Here is a 21,025-nt window from a genome sequence, read left to right on the forward strand (position 1 = left end):
ATAGCGTTACTTCCATTTTGCCAATAGCCATTGGGCTATTGGCATTTCATATCTAGGCGAACTCTCGCCGTTCATATAGCATTTTGAGTAGTCAGCATGATTAAAAAAACCATTGCTAGTATATTTATGCTGTTTGTAATTTCTGCAAATAGTTATGCCGTGCCACAGGCCGCACTTCAAGTACAATCTCCTGATAAAACCTTATTTACTGATATTACATACAATGGGTCTAGTTTAATTGCTGTAGGCAAACATGGCGCGATTGTAACAAGTTCGGACGGTAAAGCATGGCAGCAATCAAGTGTGCCAGTGCAAGTATTGTTGACGGCAGTTACCTCATTAAGTGCAAAATTGTCGTGGGCATGTGGCCATGATGGCACTATTTTATTTAGTGACAATGACGGACGAAACTGGGAAGTTCAACAGTACGATCCTGATTTGGGTAAGCCGTGCTTAGACATCGAATTTAAAGACGCAAAGAATGGCTTTGCCATTGGTGCATATGGCATGTTTTATAGCACACATGATGGTGGTAAAACCTGGCAAAAAAAGTTTATTAATGAATTTTTACACCCAGATGACAAAAAATATTTGACGCAATTAAAAGAAGAAGATATTGCCGCTTACGAAGAAGAAACCCAGTTTATCCTGCCACATTTTAATCGACTCTTACTGTTAGAAGGCAAGCAGGTTTTAGTTGGTGAAATGGGGCTTGTTGCGTTCAGCGAGGATAATGGTAAATCATGGCAGAGGCTAGAGAAGTTTTACCCAGGGTCATTTTTTACGGTTGCTCAGCATGCAGGTGACCAGCTTATTGTTGCAGGATTAAGAGGGAACGCCTTTGTAGCTGATATTGATACGCTCGATTTCCAATCATTAAAGATTGACACAACAGCGACGATTAATTCTATTGTGCATGTAGGAAAAAATGCTTACTTGTTAGCCAATAGTGGTTTTATTTTCAAATATGGTACTCAAGTAACGCAATCGCAACTTGAGAGTAGCTACTCTGTAATGGCTGCGGTAAAGCTTAATGATAAGTTATTCATGGCAACAGAGAAAGGATTAGTAGCTTGGGAGGTAGGGCAGTAATGCAAGCTATATTAAACAAACTTGAATATATGGTCTTTCGACATAGATTAGTAGTGGTTGTATTGTTTAGCTTACTTACGGCTGCGCTTGGCTACAAAGCAACTCAAATTCAACTTGATGCTTCATTTAACAAAAATATTCCACTACAGCATGAATATATGCAGCTGTATTTAAAACATGAAAAACAGTTTGGTGGTGCTAATAGTATTTTACTTTCTGTCTGTGATAAAAGTGGCGATATTTTTAATGCTGATTTTTTCGCCCAGCTTAAAGCGGTGCATGATCAGCTTTATTTTATCTCAGGTGTTAATCGACCACTAGTGAATTCTATATTTTCACCAAGTGCACGCTTTGTCGAGGTTGTAGAAGATGGCTTTGCGGGGGGGCCTATAATTCCTGCCAATTTCTCGCCAACAGAGCAGGGTTTAGCGACCGTAAAGCAAAATATTGAAAAAGCGAATGTCGTGGGCAGAATGATTGCCAGTGATTATAGCTGCGCAATGGTGTCGGCTCAATTAATGGAAATTGATCCGCAAACGCAACAAAAGTTAGATACATTGGCGTTTGCCGAAAAGCTAGAAGCTGAGATCAGAAAGCCACTGAGCACTGAGTCTGTATCTATACATATCATTGGCTTTGCAAAAATGGCAGGTGATATTGCTGATGGCGCAAAAGGGGTGGTGTTATTTTTTGCATTAGCCATCGCTTTTACTTTCATCATGGTTTGGTTGTTCTGTAAGAGCTTTAATTTAACCCTGTTACCAATAGCCTGCTCATTTATTGCTGTTGTGTGGCAGCTAGGGTTGCTGTCTGCATTGGGGTTTGGCCTTGACCCTATGTCTATTCTTGTGCCATTTCTGGTGTTCGCAATTGGCGTGAGTCATGGTGTACAGATGATAAATGCAATTGGTAAAAAGGTTGCTGAGGGCGTTTCAAGTAAGGTAGCTGCTCAAGCAAGTTTTAAGGCTTTGTTGATCCCTGGAGGGATCGCATTGCTTTCGGATACAGTCGGTTTTTTGACTTTGTTAGCCATTGATATAGGTATTATTCGCGAATTAGCTATTACCGCGAGCTTAGGTGTTGCGGTTATTATATTTACTAATTTGGTGTTACTCCCCATTTTGGCTTCGTACTTCGATTCAAGCAAAATAAAGCGGGTAGATGATGATAGTAGTCTGTCTAATAACGCATTTACCCTAGTGCGAGAATGTTTAGTAAAGGCGACAGATAAAAAGTGGGCACGAGTTATATTGTTTGTGTCAGCTATTTTATTTGCGTTTGGCTATTGGCAATCTCAGAGTATGCGTATTGGAGATTTACATGCTGGTGCACCTGCGCTTCATCAAGACGCACAATATAACCAAGATACATTTTTAATTTCTGATCGGTATGCCATTTCGTCAGATATTTTAAAGGTTATAGTAGAGGCTTATCCTGCAGCGTGTACTGAATATGACACCATGGAGCGTATTAGTCGTTTTCAGTGGCGGGTAGAGAACTTAGCTGGCGTTCAATCAGCGGTATCACTGTCTTCTGTGGCACAAGCAGTGAATACAGGTTACAACGAAGGTAATTTAAAGTGGCAGACACTGCCTAGAAATAGCGCGTCTTTGGTGCAAGCTACATCTCGCGTTGAGACCAGCACCGGTTTATTAAACGGTGACTGCTCTGTGATGCCAGTGATCATCTTCATGCAAGACCATAGAGCAGAGACAATTGATCATGTAATCTCAAACATAAAGTTGTTTGCTCAGGAAGAGGGCACAGATAAGGTTGCTTTTAAGCTGGCATCAGGGCCAATCGGTGTCATGGCTGCGACCAATGAGTCGGTTTCTGCGGCTCAGTTACCTATGATGATTTATGTTTATGGTGCGGTCATTATTTTATGTTTGGTCAGTTTTAGAAGCGTTAAAGCCACTATTGCTGTGGTATTACCACTTTATATCGTGTCGACATTAGCACAGGCACTGATGGTTAAACTGGAGATTGGACTGACTGTGTCTACACTTCCGGTTATTGCTCTGGGGGTGGGTATCGGCGTTGATTATGGTATTTATATATTGTCGTCGATGATGGGTCAATTAAAGCAAGGTGTGCCATTAACGGCAGCGTATCGAAACGCATTAGCTGAGCGAGGCAGTGCAGTTTTATTCACAGGAATTACACTAGCAATTGGTGTGAGTACCTGGATATTCTCCGCGCTGAAGTTTCAAGTTGATATGGGCATATTATTAACCTTTATGTTTTTAGTTAATATGCTGGGTGCAGTACTGTTATTACCGGCTATTGGGACACTATTGTGGACCGACCAGAAAAAAAACTGTGAATAATTGTGCTTCAAAATGGCCATGATTGGCCATTTATATCTATATTTTGTGAATAGATGAGCAAATAGCTGAAAAGGCTCAAATGTTTTCATCGAAAAAGCTGTTTATTAGCGTCAGAAAGGTTAAAATTCATTTGACTCCACGCTAATAAATGGCTGTACAAATAATCTACCGTTCAAAGGTGGTATAGATTAAGGAACACATAATGACACAAAATGAAGGTTCAGCATCGGTTATTCTTGATAACGTCTGTAAGTTGATTCATAAGAAAGTTCATGCCGAAAAAGTGTCACTCGTTGAAACATTCGCCAAAGCCTTGTACAGCAATATGTCTAAAGAGGATTTGGCCAATCGTAACGACAGTGACCTATATGGTGCCGCTCTTAGTCTTTGGAACTCTCTAGAACAAAACACTTCGGATGATGCTGTCATTCGTGTTTTTAATCCAGAAGTCGCGAAGGATGGATGGCAATCTTCACACACGATTGTTGAGATCATAGCTAAAGACATGCCTTTCTTGGTTGATTCAGTTCGCATGGCATTAAGCCGCGAAAATATAGCATCTCACCTGTTACTCCATTGCCCTTTGAAAATAAAGCGCAGTGACAATGGGCAAATCAGCGACCTGACGAACTTAAAAACAGAACAAGAACTTACTTCGACAAAAACCGTTTTCTTCATTGAAATTGACCGTCAAACGGATGAAGCAATCATAGCATCTTTCAAAACAGAGCTAGAGTCGGTATTAAAAGATGTTTCGGTTGCTGTTACGGATTGGATGGCAATTCGAGAAAGGCTGGTTTCGGTCAGTAACGAGTTACCCTCAAGAGATTCAGAGTGTAGCAAAGCTGAAATTAATGAGACGGTTGAGTTTCTCGATTGGTTAGTGCGCGATAATTTTACCTTTATGGGTTATCGCCAGTATGATTTATGCCCAGTGCAAGGGGATCATGAATTAAAAGCAGTTTCGGGAACTAGTCTTGGCCTGATGAAAAACTCGTCATCAGAAGGCAGTCGTCTTTTGTCGGAATTACCAGAAGTAGCGCGTAAAGAAGCGCGTAGTAAAAATTTACTGATTTTGACTAAAACCAATTCATTATCACGTGTCCATCGGCCTGCCTATGTTGATTATGTAGGTATTAAACGATTTGATGATAAAGGTAATGTTATTGGTGAAGATCGCTTCATTGGTTTGTTCTCATCAAGCTTCTATAATAACAGTGCAGCAGACGTGCCCGTTTTAAGGTCAAAGATTAACCGCATAATGCAAATGTGTGATTTTGCTCAAGGTACTCACGCATACAAAGCCGTTTTGAATATTCTAGAAACATATCCTCGTGATGAGCTCGTGCAGGCTCGTGAAGCAGAATTGCTTGAAGTCGCGATGGGAGTGTTACAAATTCAAGAACGCGATATGTGTCGTTTATTTGTTCGAAAAGACATATATGGTCGTTTCTTATCGTGCATGGTGTATGTTCCTCGTGAGCGTTATAACACCGCACTTCGTCGTGAAACTCAGCAACTTTTAGCAAATGCGTTTCAGTCTTCTGAAAAGGTAGAGTTCACAACTTATTTCTCCGAGTCTACGCTTGCACGAACGCATTACACCGTGCGCGTAGCTGACAACAACATTGAATATAACGTGAAAGACATCGAAAACAACTTGGTTGAAGCCGCTCGTACGTGGGAAGACAAACTACAAGGTGCACTGCTCGAAAGCGCCGGTGAGTCTAGAGGTAATGAATTAAACCGTAAATATGCGAGTGCATTCCCACACGCTTATAAAGATCAAGTATTACCAAGTGCCGCGGTAGTCGATATTGAAAAGCTTGAGCAATTAGATGATGAGCAAAAGCTTGAAATGCTATTTTATCGTCCACAAGAAGAAGCAAACTCACAAATTGTACGTTTAAGCTTATTCCATAAAGATGAGCCAATTCATCTTTCTGATGTTATGCCAATGCTTGAAAACTTTGGTTTACGCGTTATCGGTGAAACACCGTATGCGGTTAAAACCAATGATGGTCGAGTTAACTGGATCATGGATTTCTCAATGTTGTTGGACAGTAAAGGTGTTGCTGATTTTGATAAAGTATCAGCACGCTTCAGAGCTGCACTAACTAACGTATGGAATAACACCTTAGAAAACGATGGTTTTAACCGCTTAGTTCTATTAGGGGGCTTAACCGGCCGAGAAGCATCTATTTTGAGAGCCTATGCAAAGTACATGCGTCAAATTGGTGTGACATTCTCACAAACTTACATTGAAAGCACATTTGATAATTACCCAAATATTGCGGCAAAGATTGTTGAGCTGTTCACGAAAAAGTTCACTCCAGTAAAACCAGCATCAGAGAAAACACTAGATAAGCTTATTTCGGGCATTTACGAAGAGCTTGAAAATGTTGCAAACCTAGATGATGACAGAATCATTCGCTTGTATGTTGATATGATCAATGCCACTTTACGTACTAACTTTTTCCAAAAAGAAGCGAGCGGCGATAATAAGTCGTATGTCTCATTTAAGATCAAATCAAGTGGCATTCCTGATATGCCATTACCACTTCCGGCATTTGAGATCTTTGTTTATTCGCCTCGTGTTGAAGGTGTACATTTACGTGGCGGTAAAGTTGCTCGCGGTGGCCTGCGTTGGTCTGACCGTCGTGAAGATTTCCGCACTGAAGTACTCGGCTTAGTTAAAGCACAGCAAGTGAAAAATACGGTGATCGTACCTGTCGGCTCAAAAGGTGGTTTTGTATGTAAGCAACTACCAAGTGAGCGAGAAGCTTTCTTCAAAGAAGGTCAAGCTTGTTATAAAATCTTCATACGTGGTTTGTTGGATATCACAGATAACATTATTCATGGTGATATTGTGCCACCGATTGATGTGGTTCGTCATGATGAAGATGACCCATACTTGGTGGTTGCGGCAGATAAAGGCACAGCCACATTCTCTGATATCGCTAATGGCATCGCAGATGATTATAACTTCTGGTTAGGAGATGCGTTTGCATCTGGTGGTTCAATTGGTTATGACCATAAAAAAATGGGTATTACAGCAAAAGGTGCGTGGGAGTCTGTAAAGCGTCACTTCCGTGAAATGGGGATTGATTGTCAAACAACTGATTTCACAGCAGTAGCCATTGGTGACATGGCGGGCGACGTATTTGGTAATGGTATGCTCGCGTCAAAGCATATTCGTTTACAGGCTGCATTTAACCATATGCATATCTTTATTGACCCAACGCCAGATGCGGCATCTTCCTACGTAGAACGAGATCGCTTATTTGCTTTACCACGCTCTTCTTGGGAAGACTATGATAAGTCTTTAATTTCTGCTGGTGGTGGTATTTTTTCTCGCGCAGCAAAATCTATCACGTTAACGCCAGAAATGAAGAAAATGGTTGGCACGAAAAAAGCTAGTATGACGCCAAATGAATTGATCAAAGCATTGCTTATGATGCCATCTGATCTACTTTGGAATGGGGGTATTGGTACTTACATTAAGCATACCAGCGAAACGAGTACAGATGTGGGTGATCGTGCGAATGATGCGCTACGCATAAACGGTTCTGAACTAGGTACTAAAATATTTGGTGAAGGAGGTAACTTAGGTGCTACTCAGCTTGGACGAATTGAGTTTGCAGCCAAAGGCGGCCGTATTAACACGGACTTCATCGATAATGTAGGGGGGGTTGCGTGTTCAGATAACGAAGTTAATATTAAGATTTTACTTAATGGCTTGGTTGCTGAAGGAGATTTAACGCAGAAACAGCGCGATGAGCTACTGTATTCAATGACTGACGAAGTATCTGAACTAGTACTTGCAGATTGTTACCGTCAAACGCATACTTTATCTATTACTAAATCTAAAGGCCCGGCAACGCTGAAAGAGAAAGTGCGCTTTATTCATGCGTTAGAAAAAGACGGTAAGCTTGATCGTAATATTGAGTTTTTACCAACAGATGAAGAGTTAGCAGAGCGTGCAGCAGCCGGTAAAGATTTAACTCGTCCTGAGTTGTCAGTGTTAGTTTCTTACTCAAAAATGGTGCTTAAAGAGTCTTTGGTTGTTGATGAAGTATCGGAAAATCCGTACTATCGTCAATTACTAGTTACTTCGTTCCCAGTTCCACTTCGTGATAAATTTAATGCTGCAATGGATAATCATCCACTACGCAAAGAAATTATTGCCACTAAGTTAGCGAACAATATCGTCAATGATATGGGCCTAAACTTTATGGTACGCATGAATGAAGAGACAGGTGCCACAGACAGTGAAATCGCACTGTGTTACTCAATTGCAAGTGCTATTTTTGAAATGAGTGATACTTGGTCGTCCATTGCTGCACTAGATAATAAAATCCCTGCTTCAGTACAAACAGAGATGCTATACCAGTTACGTAGAACGGTTCGTAGAGCAACACGTTGGTTCTTACGCCATCGAAATAAAGCGATGACGATTGAACAAACTATTGAGTTCTTCACTCCAACATTCAAAGATGTCAGTGCAAACTTAAATAGTTACATGATTGAAGAAGAGAAAGAGACTATTTCAGCGAAAGCGTCTGACTTAGAAGCGCAAGGCGTACCTGCTGAGATAGCATTACGTATTGTGTCTTTGTCTAGCTTGTTCTCAGTGATGGATCTTGCAGAAGTTGCCGATAACTCGAAACGTAAGATTGACGTAGTATCAAATACTTACTTTAAACTTGGTTCGAGTATGGGACTTCATTGGTTCTTAGATCAAATTACCGCTCAGCCAGTAGCGAACCATTGGCAAGCGCTTGCACGTGCTTCATATCGTGAAGAACTTGATTGGCAGCAACGTTCGCTATCAGAAGTTGTGCTAAATAGCTTCGAAGGTGATGAGCATGATGTAAATGCACTAGTTGAGCAGTGGATGAACAGTCAGTCATCGTTGTTACACCGTTGGCAACAAATGCTATTAGAGTTTAAGACTTCGCAAAGTCATGATTTTGCTAAGTTCTCGGTTGCATTACGTGAATTGATGTTACTCAGTCATAACTGTGATACTTCCAAATAAATTATAATTCGTTAAAATACCCCGGCCTTGCTGGGGTATTTTTTTATCTGCTGCTTATGCGGCGGATTTGTGTTACTTAGGATCTTTTAGGAGTTTTCATGTTTTACGATATTGCACGACGCTATATGTTTAGCCGCGATGCTGAATGGGCCCACGACTTTGCATTAAATAACTTACGTCGTTTTGCAAATACACCACTGAGTGCTGCGTGGTCTCAAACAGTGGCTGAAAAGCCAGTGAACTTCTTAGGACTTGATTTTAAAAACCCAGTTGGATTGGCAGCAGGGTTAGATAAAAACGCAGAGTGCATAGATGCATTTGGACAAATGGGCTTTGGTTTTCTTGAAGTTGGTACGGTGACGCCAAGGCCCCAACCTGGAAACGACAAGCCACGTATTTTTAGGCTTCCTGATGCACATGCGGTTATTAATCGTATGGGATTTAATAATAAAGGCGTCGATAATTTAGTTAATAATGTAAAAGCGGCAAAGTACTCTGGGATCTTAGGGATCAATATAGGAAAAAATAAAGATACGCCGAATGAGCAGGGTAAAGATGATTACATCCATTGTATGCGTAAAGTATTCGAACATGCGTCATATATTACGGTAAACATCTCATCGCCTAACACGCCAGGGTTACGTGACCTTCAATACGGAGATGCACTCGATGATTTGCTTGAAAGCTTGAAGAGTGAGCAAATGGATTTAATTACAAAGCACAATAAATCAGTGCCTATGCTTGTTAAAATAGCGCCTGATATTGATTCGGTACAAGTTTCTCAAATAGCTGAATCACTTACAAAAAATCGTATCGATGGCGTGATCGCCACCAATACGACACTAGAGCGCACTGCGGTTCAAGGTATGCAGTATGCCGAAGAAGCCGGTGGGTTATCGGGTCGTCCAGTACGAGAAAAGTCGACGTTTGTTGTTGATGAGTTGAGACGTATTACCGACGGTAAATTACCAATAATTGGCGTTGGTGGCATTGATTCAGCAGAATCTGCTAAAGAGAAATTTTCTGCTGGGGCAGACTTAGTACAGGTATATACGGGCTTTATATATGAAGGTCCAGGCCTGGTAAAAAGGATCGTTGACGGGTTATAAGGATCGGTTATATAACAAAACGATCCTAAACAAATTGTTATTATAAAAAATTTCACAGTTTGGTTTTTTTAGTTATACTCCCATCTACTATTAAATAATCATAAATAGTTGGTGGGAGTAGTGTTGTGCAAGCATCTAAAGAATGGCAATGGCTGTTATGTAGCCAAAGAAATCGCTTGCTCGTAGACTTAGGTGAAGACCTCAGTTTATGTACCCCATTCAGACAGCGTCAGCTGACTCAAGATATTGTTCATAGCCCAAATTTCAGCCTAAATGAAGCCGGCTATTATCAAAATGTGTTTGCCTACCTATGCAAATTTGCTGTGTGGAGTGAAGCGCAATGTTGTCAAATTGCACTGAATGCAACCGCTGCAAAGTTTTATTTATTGCCAGTACAAGCAAAGAGTTGGTTTTTTCATTCTTATCAAGGGGGTGAAGCATGTACCGAGGCGATTATTAGCTTACATTCGAAAACTCAAACGGGTGAATTTTTTATCGTTGAGTATTGTGAAGAATCGTCACTTTGCATTAATTTGACCGCGAACTTCAAACTTGATGAGCATTTAGAGCTTGAGCAATTTCAAGCTATCAAAGTGTTAAACGATAGGATCCATCCGCTAGCGTTTACCGATAAAATTATTAAATCAGCGTAATCCTGTTACTCCTCCTCACGTTAACCTATGTTATACTCGCTTCCAATTGAATACATAGGGTTAGCACATTGCAATTTATCGCACTTACATCTATCGGCATAGAGCACTTATTAGCTGAAGAATTAGAACAAGCAGGCGTGACACTGGGTAAACAAAGTGTCGGCTCGGTCCGATTTGAAACGGATAATAGCACCGCGCAAAGAATTTGTATGATGACGCGCTTTGCCACTCGGATAATGCTTTTAATCGATGAAAGTGAAGAGATATCTGATAAAGATGCGCTCTATAAATTTGCACGCTTTCAAGCTTGGCAAGATTGGTTTGGACCAACGCAAACATTTGCGATTGAGTTTAATGGTACAAACACTGAGTTGAAGAACACACAATTTTCAGGCTTAGTCATTAAAGATGGTGTTGTAGACTATTTTAATGACTTATATGAACAACGACCAAATGTTGATAAATCTGAGCCTAATATCCGTATTATAGCGAAACTTAATCGCGATAAATGCGCATTATATATTGATTATTCTGGACCTCGTTTATCTGATCGAGGTTATAGAACTAAACAGGGCAAAGCGCCTATTCGTGAACACTTAGCTGCGGCATTAGTTAAGCGTAGTGGTTGGTTAGATGATATTACGCAACCTTTATTTGATCCATGTTGTGGTTCGGGTACGTTGCTGATTGAAGCGGCGGGTATGGCAAATAACGCGCCAACGAATACTGAACGCGAATTTGCGTTTAAACGTTTACCAAGCTTTCGAAAAGCGAAGTTTGATATAGTCAAAGCTGAACTTAAAGAACAGCAGCAAGATAATAACTTATGGCTAATTGGCTCAGATATTGACAGTAAACTCGTTGAAGTGGCCGCGCAAAATGCGGATCGTGCTGGTGTTAGTAACACGATTAAGTTTAAGCAAGGTGACGCGAATCAATTGAAAAGCATTGCCAAACGTGCAGGTGTTGTGATCAGTAATTTACCTTATGGTGAACGTATTGGTTCAATGGCTGAGTTAGTCAATTTACACCGTAATATGGGTGTAGCATTTAAAAAATACTTTCCTAACTGGAAGCTGGCTTTATTAGGAACAGACGATAGTTTGTTTAAACTATTGAAATTGTCGCGAGAAAAACGTTATAAATTTAAGAATGGTCCATTAGATGCTGAGTTTAATTTATATGAATTAAATGAGCGCCAACTGAATCAAAATGAACGTGCGACAGGACTGAATTATGAAGGCTCAAGTGCGTTCGCAAACCGAGTAAAAAAGAATAAGCAAGCATTAAAGTCTTGGCTTAAAAAAGAGCAGGTATCAGCTTATCGCGTTTATGACGCAGATATCCCTGAATACAACGTGGCTGTAGATGTATACAATGATTGTGCAGTGATTTTTGAGTACGCTGCGCCAAAAGAAATTGAAGATGATGTAGCGCAAAAACGTTTACAAGATGTGATCACACTTACGGCACAGCAACTCAATATTGAACCTGAGAATATTGCCGTAAAAGTGAGAAAACGCCAAAAAGGTGAAGCTCAATATACGTCAATGGATAAGCAGAATCGCTTTGAGATCGTTGAAGAATTCGGCGCTAAGTTTAAAGTAAACTTGTTTGATTACCTTGATACGGGATTATTTTTGGATCACCGCTTAGCACGTCGTTTTATTCAAGAAAATGCTAATGGTAAACGTGTGCTTAACTTATTTGCATACACCGGCTCTGTGTCGGTTCATGCTGCTTTGGGTGGTGCTAAAGCGGTCACAACTGTTGATATGTCAAAAACGTATTTAAAATGGGCAGAAGAAAACTTTGCACTTAATGAGTTGAAAAATACTCGTTTTAGGTTTGAACAGGCTGATTGTTTGAAATGGTTGGAGCATGCTCAAGGGCAATATGATCTGATCTTCTTAGATCCACCTACATTTTCTAATTCAAAGAGAATGAAAGAAGCATTTGACGTACAGCGTGACCATATCCAGTTATTAACTTGGATAAAAAATATATTGAGTCCCAATGGCACACTTGTTTTCTCTAATAATAAACGTGGCTTTAAAATGGATGAAGTTGCACTGATTGGATTAGGACTTAGAGCTGAAAATATTTCAGAAAAAACACTCTCACCAGATTTTAAGCGTAACAAACAAATTCACAATAGCTGGTTAATCACACATGGCTAGGTTTGTTTTATACCATACCGATGGTTGTCACCTTTGTGAGCAAGCTTATTCGCTTGCTCTACAAACTTTATCTGCCAGTGATATTGAACAAGTTGATATTACGAGCAATGAAGCTTTGATGCAAAGTTATCAAGCAACTATTCCGGTATTCGAGCGCAAAAGCGATCATGTAAAGTTATCATGGCCTTTTGAACTATCTCAAATTCAACAACTCGTAGAATAATATGGATTTAATAAGAATAGCCAAAGCGCAATTGGCGTTTGGAACTCACCCTTTGCTAGATAATGCCGATGCAATTATTGAAGCGGGCGAGAGAGTATGTATTGTCGGCAGGAATGGCGCTGGTAAATCAACACTGTTAAAAGTACTAGATGGTGAAGTTGTACTTGATGATGGTGAAATTAATCGTGTTGGTGAGCTTAAAATCTCACGATTAGAACAGGACCCACCAAAAGGTGCCGAAGGCCCTGTATTTGACTATGTAGCCAGTGGCTTGCCTGATATTGCAAACCTGCTGATTGAGTTTAATCAGGTCAATGAAACATTACAAACGGATCAATCTCAAGCCCAACTCAATAAACTTGAGCGATTATCAACTAAGATCGAAGCGGCTGATGCATGGCGTTTTGAAAGCCGTATTCAAACGGTATTAAGCCAGCTTGAATTAACAGGTGATATGCGTTTAGAAAAGTTGTCAGGCGGATGGTTACGTAAAGTAGCGCTTGCGAAGGCCTTGGTCTGTGAGCCAGATTTACTCCTCCTTGATGAGCCAACAAACCACTTAGACATGAACAGTGTGATTTGGTTAGAGCAGTTTTTGAAAGAGTTTAAAGGTGGCATTGTCTTTATATCGCATGATAGGGCATTTATTCGTGCTGTAGCGACACGTATATTAGACCTAGACCGAGGCAAGTTAATTTCTTACCCAGGCGATTATGCGACCTACTTAGAACAGAAAGCGCATGACCTCAAAGTTGAAGAAACGCAAAATGCACTATTTGATAAAAAACTTGCTGAAGAAGAAGCATGGATCCGACAGGGGATCAAAGCGCGAAGAACGCGTAATGAAGGTCGAGTTAGGGCGCTTAAATCACTACGAACTGAGCGCAAACAGCGTATCGAACAAGTGGGCAAAACAGACTTTAACATCGAAACTGCAGATCGTTCAGGTAAGTTGGTCTTTGAAGCGCAACATGTTGACCATGCCTTTAAAGATAAGGTGATCACCAAAGACTTCTCTACCTTAGTGATGCGAGGCGACAGAGTAGGGCTTGTTGGGCCTAATGGTGTGGGTAAAACAACACTGCTCAAGTTGCTTTTTGGTAACTTAGCTGCAGATCAGGGTAAAATTAAACAAGGTGTGAATCTAGAAGTTGCTTATTTTGATCAATATAGAGAGAAACTAGATGAGAATGCGACGGTACAAGATAACGTTGCAGAAGGTAAGCAAGAAGTTATGATGGGTGGCCGAAGCCGTCATGTGTTGGGTTATCTACAAGACTTTTTGTTTCCGCCAGCCAGAGCAAGAACGCCGGTAAAGGCATTGTCAGGTGGCGAAAAAAATAGACTATTATTGGCAAAGCTATTTCTTAAGCCATCAAATATTTTGGTGTTGGATGAGCCAACCAATGATCTCGATATTGAAACCTTAGAGCTATTAGAAGAGATTATAAATCAATATCAAGGCACAATATTAATAGTAAGCCACGATAGGGAATTTATTGATAACACGTGTAATAGTGTTTGGGCTTTTGAAGGCAAAGGTGTGATCACGGAGATTGTCGGTGGGTATAGTGATTATGAACAGTATGTTGCCCATCGAGCTGCCCAAGCCAAAGAGTTAGAAAAGCTTGATAAGCAAAAAACGCAGAAGAATGAAAAGTTAAATACAAAACCAGCCCCGCAATCGAGTAACAAAAATACTAAGTTGAGTTACAAATTAAAACTTGAATTAGAAGAGTTGCCCAGTAAAGTAGAGTCACTTGAGCTTGCATTAGAAGCACAGCAAGAAATTGTTAACTCTGCCGATTTTTTCAAGCAAGATGCAGGAACAACGCAAGCCGCGTTGAACCATTTAGCTGATCTTGAGTCGAAGCTTGAAACCTCGTTTGAGCGTTGGGAAGAACTTGAAGCATTACAGAATCAGTAGTAAGGAATAAAATGAAGCACACTTTAATAGCAGCGGGCATTTTTGCTGGCTTGAGTGGCCAGACTTTGGCTGCCACATATCAACTTACAGAATTACCAAGGCACGAGGGCTCTGTACATTCAATCGTTTCAGACGCAAATGAAGGTGGTCAAATAATAGGCACGGCGTCTAATTTATTTAATTTACCTATTGATGTTAGCTATATTGATTTTGATGATTCGCGAATTAAAAATGCATATGAAACTGAAAAAGCTCAAGTGGAGCGAATAGACGAAACGATTACGTTTACTTTAGAAGATATTAAAAATGGGTCTGCTAAAACAAACCCTGATGCAAATTCGTTCATGTTGAATTTTTTAGGCTCTTTGGGTGGTTCAGCTGAATATCAAAAGCTTTCAGATCGTATTGGCGTAGCCTATAGCTCGTCGTTTGCCGATGAGCAAGTTTTATTTGATGAGCAAAGTGTTGATTATGATGGTTTGACCCGCTCAGTTAGTAATTATTTGACAGCGATAAGTGATGATGGTGTTGTGGTTGGATGGGGATCTGCACCTTTTACAAAGACGCAGTTTACTCCTAAAGATGAAAATGAAGAAAAAACATTTTTCGTCAGAGATTGGAGCAATCGTGGTATTGTGATCACACCATCCGCTACAAAAGTAATGCTAGATCCTCCTTTCATCCAGCATGGCGGAGCTAGTATAGCAACGGATATAAAGCGACTTGCAAGCGGTGGATATCGTGTCGTTGGTTATGCGAGTGTTGGAATTATTGAACGTCGTCAAGAGGATTATGATGATAGGTGTAAGGGGGAAACAGCACCTATAAAAGCATGTGTCTGGGCTGAAGAGCGTAGGACTGTTAATATTGATGGTTCGCCGTCTTTTTATGACTTACGAGCATATCAGTGGACGCTTGACGATAACTTTGTAGTGACTGATGGTAAAGAAATAGGTGTTGGGGCTGTAAGAAAAGATGATGAGACTAACAATATTTACAGTATTGCAATGGCTACAAATAACAATGGGGTCGCTGTTGGTTATTCAATTGCGCGATATGAAGATGACATAAATTCATTGGTGGTTCCTGGTTATTTTAAAGATGGTCAATTTACTGATATCTCAGAACGTGATAGATGGTATAAAACAGGTAAAGCTGTTGATATAAATGATAGTAATATCATAGTTGGTTACCGAGCTGAATATATAAATAGAGCTCTGAGAGATGCAACCGGTTTTTACTATGACATGAATAGTAACGAGATTTCAGATATTCCTACATATTTCACCGGCTCTGAAACAGTTATTAACGATATCAATAACACTGGCTATGTTGTAGGCCAAGGTGAGATTGAAAAAAGTGGAACTAATCGACGTCGTGAAGGTTTTATTTATAAAGTAGGGGATGAAAGTATTGTTAATATTAATTCATTACTGCCTTGTAAAGATGCATCAGGTGAAGATTATCCATACACCATCGCTGAGGCTGTAAAAATAACGGATTCAAATCATATTTATGCTATTGCTGTTAAGACTGTAGAACGTAGAGATAGGTTAGGCGGTATTGAAAAGGACAGTAAAGGTGAAATTGAATTCGAGTCAGTTACACTACCTGTTTTATTGACGCCAATTAGTGGCGAAGTCGAAAACTGCCCTCCGCCTGAGGCGGAAAGCTACGAACGTCAATCTGGTTCAATATTTACTTTTGCTTTATTTGCTATGCCATTACTATGGCTGAGACGTAGAAAGTTACAGTTACGATAAATTGATTGACCTGGAGTAGGGTCGGATATATAACCAATAAAAAAGGCCTTTAGTGGCCTTTTTTATTGGTTACGTAAGTTACTCGAAAATTAGCGTTTACGTGCATCCCAAGCTTTATTTACAGAGCGACGCCATAGATAGTCTATACTAATATAACCTAATGTAGCGGCAATTGAAGCACATATAAGTGATCCAACCATAAACGCGGGGCCAATTGTTGTTATGCTTTGGACTAACCATTCCCAACTTGCTTCAAAATGAAATGGCTGGGTTTCTTGTCCAAGTGCAAATACCCCGACAACATAGGAGCAATAAAAAATAGGAGGCATTGTCAGTGGGTTAGTAAGCCAAACTAAAGCAACGGAAAGCGGCAAATTTACGCGAAATGGAATTGCGAATGCAGCTGCTAATATCATTTGAAAAGGAACAGGGATGAATGCGAAAAATAAACCTACCGAAAAAGCACCTCGTGCAGAGCGCCGATTTAAATGCCATAGGTTAGCATCGTGTAACCAACGGCCAAAAATCTTCAAGGATTTTTGTTCTTTAATTTTATTGTGATCAGGTAAAAAGCGTTGAATCGTTTTTTTAGCCATAGCAAGCAACCGTATACTTCAATTTTTATGTGTTGGGGATTTCTATTCGGCTGTATCATCACCGTATTTTTTTACAAAACATGGCAGTTTTATAGCTGTATTGTCTTCCTCACGATTTTGTCCCGTTATTTTAAGCGGTTTCTGCCAGTATTGTTAGGGTTTATTGTGTCTATTTTCAATGTTATTGGCCATCACAGCTTATTTTACACATTTAACACTGAAAATATGACATTTAATGAGGAGGTATTCATTGTTGGTAAGATACATCGGGTGTTAGGGGGGCAACCTACAAATTATGTTCAAGTACGTTTGTCCCAAGTAGGTGATATGCACTACGGACCTTTAGTGAAGCCATTGGCTAACTTAGCCATTAAAAATACAGGTTTCGATATTCAAACTGGTTTGAAATTAACAGGCAAGGCCAAATTAAAGTTGTTTCGAGGACGAAAAAACTTTTCAGGCTTTGATAGTGAACTTTACGCTTTTAAAAGTAAAATAATATTTAAAGGACGGATTAACAGCTACCAGGTGTTTGGATCGCAAGAAGAAAACGCATATCATGAATACAGGCATTTTATATGGCGCACATTTGGCTCCTTAGAACTTGACTGGTTTTATTATACATTACTGACTGGCGATAAAAGTAAGATTGAGGATAACGACAGAGAGGTGATGCGAACACTTGGGTTGAGTCATTTGATGGCAATTTCTGGGTTACATATAGGGATCATGTTTGCGATCTCATTTTGGATAAGCAAATTTGCGTGTTGGGGGGTTCTTAGTATTACAAGAAACAACCATGCACAACGATTTCATTTGAGGCTGTTTTACGCGTTAGCTGGACTAGTGATTGCATTTATCTACGTCTATTTAAGCGGCATGAGCGTATCTGCTATAAGAGCTTATAGTATGATTTTATTAGCTACATTAGTATACTTTTTAAAAAGGAATATAAGCAAACCTAGGCTATTACTTATCGCTGCAAGCTTAACTTTATTACTAGACCCGTTTGTGCTGTTAAATGTTGGATGGTATTTTTCATTTATTGCGGTGACTGCTATTTTTATTGCCGTTGTGCATTATCATACTGATTTTGTAACACCTATGAGTTGGTTGTTTCAGTTAGTCAAAGTACAGTTTTACATTGGTATTTTGCTAGCGCCCTTAAGCATCTTTATTTTTCAAGGTGTTAGTTTGGCCGGTTTATTTACTAACTTAGTCGCAATCCCTCTACTGACGTTTGTTATTTTTCCTTTTATCCTAGTGGGTATTGCGCTTTCTTACCTCGTAAACATAACTGACGTTTTAGAGCTGTTCGATGGTCTATTTAATGGGCTATTACAAAGTACTATAGAGGTATTAGGATCAAATGGCTGGTGGAATAGCGGGAAAATAGAATTAATTACTTTGCTATTTATCTACTGTGTATTCATATTTTTGTTTGTTGAACCCATGAGAAAGTTGGTTTGGTGGCCAATCATATTATATGGTGTTTACAGGTTGACTATCATTCAGCCTCGTTGGGAGATAGATGTTTTTGATGTCGGGCATGGAACGTCGGTATTAGTCACCAGCCAAGGAAAAGGGCTCCTCTACGATTTGGGTGCTAAGTACTTTAATAAATACGCCATTTTTGAACATGTAGTTCAGCCGCATATTGTAGCAAATGACATCGAATTGGCTTACACGATACTAAGTCATCAAGATAAAGACCATATTGGAGGGGTTGAGGAGCTTTATAGATTTGACCGGTTTGAATCTTTGGCGGAGTTTCATAAAGGTAATACCCACAGCCATTGTGAACTGAAATCTTTACAGCTTAACAATGTATTTGTTGAGACCTTATGGCCTATGTTTGATTTAGGCTCTAAAAATAATAATTCTTGCGTTGTTAAAATAAGTGACGGTAAGGTTTCCCTTTTGTTACCTGGAGACATTGAGCGTAAAGCTGAATTTAAGCTAATAGAGCATTATCCGCTCGGCAGGCTAACTAGTACGATTCTGCTTGCACCGCATCATGGTAGTAAAACATCGTCATCTGATGAGTTCATTCGGGCAGTAAATCCCGAGATTGCGATCTATTCGCGTAGTTATCACTCCCAATGGAAACTCCCTCATAATGAGGTTATCAATAGGTATAGAGAGTCAGATGTAGTGCAACTAGATACAGCTATCAATGGTCATATTAATATAAAGGTGTTTGATGGTGAATTGGTGCTCAGTAAAGCGCGAACTGCTAAAGAATTTTGGTTTCTTAGGTAATATTTTTATCGAATACAGAGTACATCGGCGATTAATTTAAGTTGGGCATTTTGTTTTATTAGTATGACAAGTACAATACCTTGTTTTGTAGAAATATTGGAAGAAAGTATATGCAATTGAGCGCGAAGCAAATTTATAAACGTTTGCTGGCTTACACGTTTGAGTATAAAGCGGTTGCCATATGTGCCGTTATTGGGATGCTTGGATATGCCGCAATGGATGCGCTATTTGTTCGCTTAATGCAACCATTTATAGATGAAGGTTTGAGTGACAGAAATGTGGACGTACTGTCTTGGGCACCGATGGTTGTAATTGCATTGGTACTTGGTCGCGGTATTTTCAATTATATGGCATCGTATTGTCTGACCTATGTAGGTTCTCAAGTCGTTAGGCAGCTCAGACAAGAATTATATGAACATATGCTGTACTTGCCTGTTTCATTTCATGATAAACATTCCAACGGTGAGCTGATATCAAAGATCACGTTCGATACTGAGCAAGTCCAGCAAGCGATCACACGTGCACTACAAGTTATGATCCGAGAAGGTGCTTTCGTTATTTTTCTACTTGTGGTTATGTTCCGTTCAAGTTGGCAATTATCTTTGGTGTTTTTAATTATTATTCCGGTTGTCGCACTGATTGTTACCCTTGTTTCTAAACGTTTTCGTAAAATATCGAAAAATATTCAAGATGCAATGGGAGAAGTCACCCGCGGAACTGAACAAATGCTAGCGGGTCATAAAGTTATTCACGGCTTTGGTGGGCAAAGAAAAGAAATCGATAAATTCTCAATTGTGAATAATAGAAACAGACAGCAAAGAGTTAAAATGGATGCGACACGTGCATTAAGTGTTTCTGTTATTCAAATACTGGCGGCAAGCGCAATGGCGCTTATTCTAGCAATCATTGCCATGCCTTCCATGATTGATACTATCAGCGCTGGGGCATTTGTTTCACTGTTGACATCGATGATGATGATGTTGAGGCCATTAAAGCAATTGGCGAACGTGAATAGCGATTTACAACGCGGAATCTCTGCAGCGCAAAGTATTTTTGAAATTTTAGATACACAGACAGAAAAAGACACAGGCACGGTTTCGCTTGATAAAGTAAACGGCAAGTTGGAAATCAAAGACGTAACGTTTTGTTATCCCACTAAAGACGCACCTGTTATAAAATCACTTAGTTTAAACGTGAACGCGGGTGAAAGTATTGCGCTAGTTGGGCGCTCTGGCTCTGGAAAGTCAACATTATCAAACTTGTTGCCTCGTTATTATGACATTGAGCAAGGGGCTATTGAGCTTGATGGTATAGACATCAAGTCACTTTCCTTACAGGACTTGAGGAGGCAGTTTGCTCTAGTGTCACAGCAAGTTGTATTGTTCAATGATACCATTGCCAATAATATTATGTACGGATTAGAAACACCATTGTCTTTTTACGAGTTAAAGTCTGTTGCACAACAAGCACATGTTTGGGAGTTTATTAAAGATCTCCCTGACGGGTTAGATACAATGGTTGGAGAGAATGGCGTTATGCTCTCTGGTGGGCAGCGTCAACGACTGGCAATAGCTCGCGCCATTGTTAAAGATGCACCTATCCTTATTTTAGATGAGGCAACATCAGCGCTTGATACTGAGTCAGAGCGGTTAATACAAGATGCACTCGATACTTTAATGAAAAATAAAACGTCTATTGTGATAGCACATCGACTCTCAACAATCGAAAAATCAGATAAAATTTATGTTGTAGAGCAAGGCGAAATTATTGAACAAGGCACTCATCAAAGCTTATTGGCCCAGCAAGGGGCTTATGCGACGTTGTGTAAAATGCAGTATGGTGAATAAGT

The 21,025-nt window shown here is 39.9% G+C and carries 12 protein-coding genes; 11 read left to right on the forward strand and 1 reads right to left on the reverse strand.

Annotated features, from left to right (window positions below):
- Positions 1-96: 96 nt before the first annotated feature.
- From CWC18_RS04410 to CWC18_RS04450, 9 genes are all read left to right on the forward strand, one after another.
- Positions 97-1,092, forward strand: a complete 996-nt coding sequence (locus tag CWC18_RS04410; RefSeq protein WP_138591976.1) for a YCF48-related protein — start codon at positions 97-99, stop codon at positions 1,090-1,092.
- A complete protein-coding gene (locus CWC18_RS04415) occupies positions 1,092-3,422 on the forward strand; it encodes an efflux RND transporter permease subunit (protein WP_138591977.1) in 2,331 nt (776 codons plus the stop codon). Before CWC18_RS04410 ends, CWC18_RS04415 begins: the two co-directional genes overlap by 1 nt.
- Before the next feature lie 202 nt (positions 3,423-3,624).
- Complete coding sequence (locus CWC18_RS04420; RefSeq protein WP_138674799.1) at positions 3,625-8,463, forward strand: NAD-glutamate dehydrogenase; 4,839 nt, start codon at positions 3,625-3,627, stop codon at positions 8,461-8,463.
- Positions 8,464-8,561: 98 nt separating this feature from the next.
- Positions 8,562-9,572 carry a quinone-dependent dihydroorotate dehydrogenase gene (gene pyrD / locus CWC18_RS04425; protein WP_138591979.1) on the forward strand — a complete coding sequence of 337 codons (1,011 nt, stop codon included), beginning with the start codon at positions 8,562-8,564 and terminating at the stop codon, positions 9,570-9,572.
- A gap of 125 nt (positions 9,573-9,697) precedes the next feature.
- Positions 9,698-10,225 carry a cell division protein ZapC domain-containing protein gene (locus tag CWC18_RS04430; protein ID WP_138591980.1) on the forward strand — a complete coding sequence of 176 codons (528 nt, stop codon included), beginning with the start codon at positions 9,698-9,700 and terminating at the stop codon, positions 10,223-10,225.
- Positions 10,226-10,293: 68 nt separating this feature from the next.
- Entirely contained in the window at positions 10,294-12,405 is a 2,112-nt protein-coding gene (gene rlmKL, locus CWC18_RS04435; RefSeq protein ID WP_138674800.1) for a bifunctional 23S rRNA (guanine(2069)-N(7))-methyltransferase RlmK/23S rRNA (guanine(2445)-N(2))-methyltransferase RlmL, read from the forward strand.
- Entirely contained in the window at positions 12,398-12,628 is a 231-nt protein-coding gene (locus CWC18_RS04440) for a glutaredoxin family protein (RefSeq protein WP_138591982.1), read from the forward strand. Before rlmKL ends, CWC18_RS04440 begins: the two co-directional genes overlap by 8 nt.
- A gap of 1 nt (position 12,629) precedes the next feature.
- The gene (gene uup, locus CWC18_RS04445) at positions 12,630-14,555 is read left to right on the forward strand and encodes an ATP-binding cassette ATPase Uup (RefSeq protein WP_138591983.1); all 1,926 of its coding nucleotides are present in this window, start codon (positions 12,630-12,632) and stop codon (positions 14,553-14,555) included.
- 11 nt (positions 14,556-14,566) lie between these two features.
- The gene (locus CWC18_RS04450; protein ID WP_138674801.1) at positions 14,567-16,318 is read left to right on the forward strand and encodes a DUF3466 family protein; all 1,752 of its coding nucleotides are present in this window, start codon (positions 14,567-14,569) and stop codon (positions 16,316-16,318) included.
- 89 nt (positions 16,319-16,407) lie between these two features.
- Here CWC18_RS04450 and CWC18_RS04455 read toward each other — a convergent pair whose 3' ends face one another.
- Positions 16,408-16,914, reverse strand: coding sequence for a DUF2062 domain-containing protein (locus CWC18_RS04455; protein ID WP_138591985.1), 507 nt, complete (start codon positions 16,912-16,914; stop codon positions 16,408-16,410).
- A 165-nt stretch (positions 16,915-17,079) separates the two neighbouring features.
- On the opposite strand from CWC18_RS04455, the gene CWC18_RS04460 reads away from it, so the two are divergent.
- Both CWC18_RS04460 and msbA read left to right on the forward strand, forming a co-directional pair.
- Positions 17,080-19,176: a DNA internalization-related competence protein ComEC/Rec2 gene (locus CWC18_RS04460; protein WP_171041039.1), complete on the forward strand. Its 2,097-nt coding sequence runs from the start codon at positions 17,080-17,082 to the stop codon at positions 19,174-19,176.
- 110 nt (positions 19,177-19,286) lie between these two features.
- The gene (gene msbA / locus CWC18_RS04465) at positions 19,287-21,023 is read left to right on the forward strand and encodes a lipid A export permease/ATP-binding protein MsbA (protein ID WP_138591987.1); all 1,737 of its coding nucleotides are present in this window, start codon (positions 19,287-19,289) and stop codon (positions 21,021-21,023) included.
- Positions 21,024-21,025: the final 2 nt, after the last annotated feature.

Source organism: Pseudoalteromonas aurantia (genome assembly GCF_005886875.1).
GTDB lineage: Bacteria > Pseudomonadota > Gammaproteobacteria > Enterobacterales > Alteromonadaceae > Pseudoalteromonas > Pseudoalteromonas aurantia_A.

What these genes read in the sequence shown, in the direction of transcription:
- CWC18_RS04410 (WP_138591976.1), top strand. Translation starts at nt 97, where the DNA reads ATGATTAAAAAAACCATTGCTAGTATATTTATGCTGTTTGTAATTTCT.
- CWC18_RS04415 (WP_138591977.1), top strand. Translation starts at nt 1,092, where the DNA reads ATGCAAGCTATATTAAACAAACTTGAATATATGGTCTTTCGACATAGA.
- CWC18_RS04420 (WP_138674799.1), top strand. Translation starts at nt 3,625, where the DNA reads ATGACACAAAATGAAGGTTCAGCATCGGTTATTCTTGATAACGTCTGT.
- pyrD (WP_138591979.1), top strand. Translation starts at nt 8,562, where the DNA reads ATGTTTTACGATATTGCACGACGCTATATGTTTAGCCGCGATGCTGAA.
- CWC18_RS04440 (WP_138591982.1), top strand. Translation starts at nt 12,398, where the DNA reads ATGGCTAGGTTTGTTTTATACCATACCGATGGTTGTCACCTTTGTGAG.
- uup (WP_138591983.1), top strand. Translation starts at nt 12,630, where the DNA reads ATGGATTTAATAAGAATAGCCAAAGCGCAATTGGCGTTTGGAACTCAC.
- CWC18_RS04450 (WP_138674801.1), top strand. Translation starts at nt 14,567, where the DNA reads ATGAAGCACACTTTAATAGCAGCGGGCATTTTTGCTGGCTTGAGTGGC.
- CWC18_RS04455 (WP_138591985.1), bottom strand. Translation starts at nt 16,914, where the DNA reads ATGGCTAAAAAAACGATTCAACGCTTTTTACCTGATCACAATAAAATT.
- msbA (WP_138591987.1), top strand. Translation starts at nt 19,287, where the DNA reads ATGCAATTGAGCGCGAAGCAAATTTATAAACGTTTGCTGGCTTACACG.